This window comes from Streptococcus sp. 1171_SSPC, assembly GCF_001069335.1.
Taxonomy (GTDB): Bacteria; Bacillota; Bacilli; order Lactobacillales; family Streptococcaceae; genus Streptococcus; species Streptococcus xiaochunlingii.
On sequence record NZ_JWAK01000035.1, the window covers coordinates 121,273 to 127,480 of the forward strand.

Genomic DNA, 6,208 nt, shown 5'->3' on the forward strand with positions numbered 1-6,208 from the left:
CTGGTTTTGCCCCCTCTTACCTTACAGTTAGTAGGATTTATGTTAGAATAGAAGATGAGAAAAAATGAAGAAGGAGTTACTCATGCAAGCAGTTGCACATTTTATTGATACATTTGTACCTAAGCACTACGATCTATTCTTAGATTTGAACCGCTCTAGTAAAACTTTCTCAGGGAAAGTGATCATTAGCGGAGAAGTAAAAGAGACTCGCATCTCTCTTCACCAAAAGGATTTGACCATCGAAACAGTAGAAGTAGCAGGTCAAAACCGTCCATTTACGGTGGATGATGACAATGAAGCAGTCTATGTCGAATTAGAAGGGACAGGTCAAGTAACGATTACCTTGACCTATTCAGGTAAGATCACAGACAATATGACAGGAATTTATCCTTCTTACTACACAGTAGATGGTGTGAAGAAGGAAGTGATCTCTACTCAGTTTGAGAGCCATTTTGCGCGTGAAGCCTTCCCAAGTGTGGATGAGCCAGAAGCCAAAGCGACCTTTGATTTGGCTGTGAAGTTTGACCAAGAAGAAGGAGAAATCGTTCTTTCTAACATGCCTGAAATCGATGTGGAAAACCGCAAAGAAACAGGTATTTGGAAGTTTGATACGACTCCACGTATGTCTTCTTATCTCTTGGCCTTTGCGGCTGGAGACCTCCAAGGGGTGACAGCTAAGACCAAGAATGGAACCCTAGTCGGTGTCTACTCTACCAAAGCTCACCCATTAGAAAACTTGGACTTCTCATTGGATATTGCCGTTCGTGCTATTGAATTTTATGAAGACTACTATGGCGTGAAGTATCCAATCCCTCAATCTCTTCATATCGCCCTTCCAGACTTCTCTTCAGGTGCGATGGAAAACTGGGGCTTGGTAACCTACCGTGAAGTCTACCTTCTTGTTGATGAGAATTCGACTGCCCAAAGCCGTCAAACAGTAGCCTTAGTGGTGGCTCACGAGTTGGCTCACCAATGGTTCGGAAACCTCGTGACCATGAAATGGTGGGATGACCTCTGGTTGAATGAAAGCTTCGCCAATATGATGGAATATGTCAGCTTGGATGCCATCGAACCAAGCTGGAATATCTTTGAAGACTTCCAAACAACTGGTGTGCCTGCTGCCTTGAAACGCGATGCTACAGATGGCGTTCAATCCGTCCATGTGGAAGTGAAACACCCAGACGAGATCAACACCCTCTTTGACCCAGCCATCGTTTACGCTAAGGGTAGCCGTCTCATGCACATGCTTCGCCGTTGGTTAGGCGATGACGCCTTCCGTAAAGGGTTGAAGATTTACTTTGAAAAACACCAATACGGAAATACCATCGGTCGTGACCTTTGGGATGCTCTTGGGCAAGCTTCAGGTCGTGATGTCGCAGCCTTTATGGATTCTTGGTTGGAGCAACCAGGATACCCTGTTGTCTCAGCTGTTGTAGAGAACGATACCTTGATCATCCGTCAAGAGCAGTTCTTCATCGGAGAAAGAGAAGAAAAAGGCCGTAAGTGGGTTGTTCCATTGAATAGCAACTGGACAGGTATTCCAGATACCTTGGAAACTGAAGTCTTAGAAATTCCAAACTACAGTGCCTTGAAAGCAGCTAACAACGGAGCTCTTCGCTTCAATACAGAAAATACAGCTCACTATATCAGTGACTACCGTGGGGAATTGTTAGAAGACATCCTTGCTGAACTTGCTAACTTGGATAGCACTTCGAAACTACAAGTGGTTCAAGAACGCCGTCTCTTAGCGGAAAGTGGTCAAATTTCTTATGCAAGCCTCTTGCCAGTGATTGAACATTTGACAGAAGAAAGTTCCTACTTGGTCGTTTCTGCTGTTTCGAGCGTCTTGAGCGGAATCAGTCTCTTTGTGGATGAAGGAACTGAAACAGAAGTAGCCTTCCATGAGTTGTTGAAACGGATGAACCGTTACAACTTCGAACGCTTGGGACTGGAAGCTAAGCCTGGTGAAACAGAAGAAGACGAAAAAGTTCGTCAGCTAATGATTGCTAATATGATTAAGGCCAATGATGAAGCTGCACAAGCACAAGCGAGCGCTATCTTTGAAGCGCACGCAGCTGATCTAGAAAAACTTCCAGCTGCCATTCGCTTGCAAATCTTGGTCAACCAAATCAAACACCAGGAAACCAAGGCGCTTAGCCAACAATATCTGGATACCTATGTGAAGACAGTTGATGGAAACTTTAAACGCCAGTTGGCGGCTGCCCTTTCTTATACCAAGGATGAGGAAACTTTGGAAGCTCTATTGAAGGAGTGGAAGAACAAGGATGTGGTGAAACCTCAGGACTTGGCTATGAGCTGGTACTTCAATTTCTTGCACCATGACTTTACCCAAGGAAGAACCTGGACTTGGGCGCGTGAAAACTGGGATTGGATCAAGAAAGCACTCGGTGGTGATATGAGCTTTGATAAGTTTGTCATCTACCCAGCTAACTGTTTCAAGACCCGTGAACGGTTGAATGAATACAAGGCCTTCTTTGAGCCTCAATTGGATGATATGGCGATCAGCCGTAATATCAAGATGGGAATTAAAGAGATCGCGGCTCGTATCGATCTTATCGAGCGGGAGAAAGCAGCGGTTGAAACAGCCCTTCTAGCAACTAAATAAAGAAAAAAAAGCTCCTAGAGAGGAACCTACAGGTTTGTAGGCCTCTCTAAGAGTTTTTATTTTGCTTTTTTGAAATATGGGAGATGTTTGAGATTGCGATAGAGAATAACTGCGAAAACCGTTGTCAACGTCATCTTAATCAAATCTGGTAATACAAAAGGTAGGACGACCAGTTTTACGGTGAGATCCAAACTCTGGTGGGTAATGAGCATAAAACCTAAGGCACCCCCAATAAAGAGGACGACTTCCCCCAAGGCGTTAGCTAGGAAGATACGAATGGGCTGTCCCTTTTGGCCAGCGAGGCTAGAGGTAACCAAAGCACGAAGGGGAAAGAAGAAAAGGAATCCAGCAGTGGGACCGTAGAAGGAGCTGATGCCTCCGTGACCACCTGCAAAGACGGGGAGGCCAATGGCACCTAAGAGGAGGTAAATGAGAACAGAAAGGGTGGCTTCTTTTGGACGGTAGATGCTGGCGATCAATCCAATCGCTAAAGTCTGAAGCGTGATAGGAATGGGTCCAAGTGGGATTGTAAAAGGAGATAGGGCAGCAATCAGAGCTGCTCCAAGAGCAATTAATGTCATTGATTCTATTTTTTTCAAAACAGTAAACCTCGCTTTATTTTTATGGTAACTATTCTACAAAAAAGAATGCAAGCCTGTCAAGTCCTCTATTCAGCTGTGACAATTGTCTCCATCCTCATTTTAGGAAAGTTTAAGAAAAAATTTAGTCACGATTAAGGAAGAATCGGTAAACTATCCCTATCTAAACAAAGGCCTTGTTTAAATAATTTAAGGAATGGAAAGAATGCAAGCTTCGAATGAACAAAAGCAAGAAAGAACTGAAAAAATGATTGTCGTTAAGAAAAGTCCTAAGTGGTGGGCAACTGCCGCAACAACAGGAGGACTTGTCGTAGGAATGACTGGTGGATTTGGCTTGGGAATGTTGGCGACAGCCAATACGACTCCCCAACGCCAACAAGCAGCAGTAGCTACACAAAATAGTAACCAGCCTGCCCAAAACCATCAAGGACAAAATAGCCAGGGGAAGGATCAAAATAGCCCTTCAAATGCTCAAGGTTTCAAAGGACAAAATGGTGGTCCAGGGCAAGGACAAATGAACGGTCAACCACCTCAAGGAGGGGGGCCACAAGGTGGTCAAGGACAAGATGGATTTGGTGGTGGACCAGGCGGTATGCCACCGCGAGATGGCCAAAACGGTGGACCAGGACAAGGAGACATGAATGGCCAACCACCACAAGATGGAGGGCCTCAAGGTCAACAAGACAAGCAACAAAATGGAAAATCCAATAAAAAGTCCTCCAAGAAATCCTCTTCGAAAAAATCGTCTAGCAATACAAACAATTTATCAAAGGATGAGACAGGAACAGCAGGCTAAGAAAAAAGTTGAAATCGCTATCTGAATGCTACTGAATGAAGCCTGGTCATGTTATAATAGAGTAGAAAATACTCGTCATCCCTGTATGGAAGAATGAGAAGGAGAAGTACACATGATTAAGATTTTATTAGTAGAAGACGACCTCGGTTTGTCTAATTCAGTATTTGATTTTTTAGATGACTTTGCAGATGTCATGCAAGTCTTTGATGGAGACGAAGGTCTTTATGAGGCTGAAAGTGGCATCTATGACCTCATTTTGCTAGACCTCATGCTCCCTGAAAAAGATGGTTTCCAAGTTCTGAAAGAATTGAGAGATAAGGGTGTCTCCACTCCAGTATTGATTATGACAGCCAAAGAGAGCTTGGACGATAAGGGCCATGGGTTTGAGTTAGGGGCAGATGACTATCTGACCAAGCCATTCTACCTAGAAGAGCTCAAAATGCGGATCCAAGCATTGCTGAAGCGCTCTGGTAAGGTCAATGAAAATACCCTTTCTTATGGGAATGTAACCGTTAATCTTTCGACAAATTCTACGCTTGTTGAAGGGAAAGAAGTGGAGCTATTAGGGAAAGAATTTGATCTTTTGGTCTATTTCCTTCAAAATCAAAATGTTATCCTGCCCAAGACACAAATCTTTGATCGACTTTGGGGATTTGATAGCGATACGACCATTTCGGTTGTTGAAGTGTATGTTTCTAAGATTCGTAAGAAGTTAAAAGGAACAGACTTTGCAAAAAATCTCCAAACATTGCGTAGCGTGGGGTACATTCTGAAAGATGCTCAATAAAATTAAAAAAACTGTCAATGCGGATGACTTTTCTTATTTCATCCGCTATTTCGGACTCTTTACCTTGATTTTCTCAACCATGACCTTGATTATTATTCAAGTAATGCGGTCAAGTCTGTATACAACGGTTGATGAAAATTTAAAGATGCTGAGTAAAGATCGTTATTCCATCATTAGCTTGGCCAATCGTACCGGAAATGGGATGGGAAGAGACGAACCAGATGATGACCGACCAGAAGATGATGAACCTGATCCCGAGGATGGCCCTAGACCATCGGTCACTTCCAATAGTACAGCCATCCTCTTGAATGATAATTTTGAAAATGTGACGACGGACAATGGTTTTCTTGATTTAAAAACAGTGACCTTTAGTCGCAGCTATTTAAACAAGATCAAGCAGATTCAAATCACCAATCATTATAAGCAGAAGGAAAGCTACCGGGCTTATTTGGTGGATATTGATCCCGATGATTATATCGATGGGGTGAAATATGCCGTGATCATGACCAATATCAGCCAGTTGGAGCAGACCAGTGAAAAACACGAGAGCCAAATCGCCTTGGTCATGATTTGCTTCTGGGGCATTTCCCTCTTTGCAAGTATCTTCCTGGCTAAAATGAGTGTGAAACCTCTCTTAGAGAGTATGAATCGGCAGAAGGCTTTTGTCGAAAATGCTTCTCATGAATTGCGGACACCTTTAGCCGTTTTGCAAAATCGTTTGGAAACCCTGTTCCGAAAGCCAGAGGCAACAATTATGGAATCCAGTGAGAATATCGCCTCCTCTTTGGATGAGGTTCGCAATATGCGCTTACTGACGACCAATCTCTTAAACTTAGCCCGTCGAGATGATGGGATTAAACCTGAGTTTTGTGAAATCTCTCCCTCTTTTTTCGACCAAACCTTTGCCAATTATGAAATCATTGCCGAGGAAAATGATAAAATTTTCGAGTATGAGAATCATGTCGAAAAGAGTCTGGTGTCTGACAAGGTCCTACTGAAACAGCTGATGACCATTTTGTATGACAATGCCCTCAAATACACAGAGGAAGAAGGAAAGATACGGTTTGTCGCCCAATTCAAGGATCGCTATCTCTATCTTCGGGTAGAGGATAATGGACCAGGGATTTCAGACGAAGATAAAAAGCGGATATTTGATCGATTCTACCGAGTGGATAAGGCGCGGACCCGTCAAAAGGGTGGTTTTGGTTTAGGCCTATCCTTAGCCAAGCAAATCGTAGAAGCCTTTAATGGTACCATTACCGTTCGAGATAACAAGCCAAAAGGTGCTATTTTCGAGGTCAAACTAGCAACCAAGTCAGATAGTAAAAAGAAATCAAGTTCTAAATCAACGAAAAACAAGTAAGAGAGTGGGACAGAAATCGGTAATTCGTTAGAATTCG

5 protein-coding genes are annotated in these 6,208 nt (G+C 43.2%); 4 read left to right on the plus strand and 1 reads right to left on the minus strand.

All coding sequences use genetic code 11. From position 1 onward, the window contains the following. The first annotated feature begins 82 nt into the window (after positions 1-82). Positions 83-2,626 (plus strand): M1 family metallopeptidase, encoded by a 2,544-nt coding sequence (locus tag ADF75_RS07530; protein WP_048689954.1) that lies wholly within the window; start codon positions 83-85, stop codon positions 2,624-2,626. A 56-nt stretch (positions 2,627-2,682) separates the two neighbouring features. On the opposite strand, the gene ADF75_RS07535 is transcribed toward ADF75_RS07530, so the two are convergent. Further along, a complete protein-coding gene (locus ADF75_RS07535; RefSeq protein ID WP_048689947.1) occupies positions 2,683-3,225 on the minus strand; it encodes a biotin transporter BioY in 543 nt (180 codons plus the stop codon). Positions 3,226-3,430: 205 nt separating this feature from the next. Between ADF75_RS07535 and ADF75_RS07540 the strand changes: the two genes are divergently transcribed. From ADF75_RS07540 to ADF75_RS07550, 3 genes are all read left to right on the plus strand, one after another. After that, positions 3,431-4,021: a hypothetical protein gene (locus ADF75_RS07540; protein WP_048689944.1), complete on the plus strand. Its 591-nt coding sequence runs from the start codon at positions 3,431-3,433 to the stop codon at positions 4,019-4,021. Between the two features lie 112 nt (positions 4,022-4,133). Next, a complete protein-coding gene (locus ADF75_RS07545) occupies positions 4,134-4,808 on the plus strand; it encodes a response regulator transcription factor (RefSeq protein ID WP_006596563.1) in 675 nt (224 codons plus the stop codon). Further along, positions 4,798-6,171 (plus strand): sensor histidine kinase, encoded by a 1,374-nt coding sequence (locus ADF75_RS07550; RefSeq protein ID WP_048789678.1) that lies wholly within the window; start codon positions 4,798-4,800, stop codon positions 6,169-6,171. The genes ADF75_RS07545 and ADF75_RS07550 overlap by 11 nt, the downstream gene beginning before the upstream one ends. The last annotated feature ends 37 nt before the right edge of the window (positions 6,172-6,208 follow it).

Coding starts and splice junctions, on each gene's coding strand:
- ADF75_RS07530 (WP_048689954.1), top strand. CDS start 83: ATGCAAGCAGTTGCACATTTTATTGATACATTTGTACCTAAGCACTAC.
- ADF75_RS07540 (WP_048689944.1), top strand. CDS start 3,431: ATGCAAGCTTCGAATGAACAAAAGCAAGAAAGAACTGAAAAAATGATT.
- ADF75_RS07545 (WP_006596563.1), top strand. CDS start 4,134: ATGATTAAGATTTTATTAGTAGAAGACGACCTCGGTTTGTCTAATTCA.
- ADF75_RS07550 (WP_048789678.1), top strand. CDS start 4,798: ATGCTCAATAAAATTAAAAAAACTGTCAATGCGGATGACTTTTCTTAT.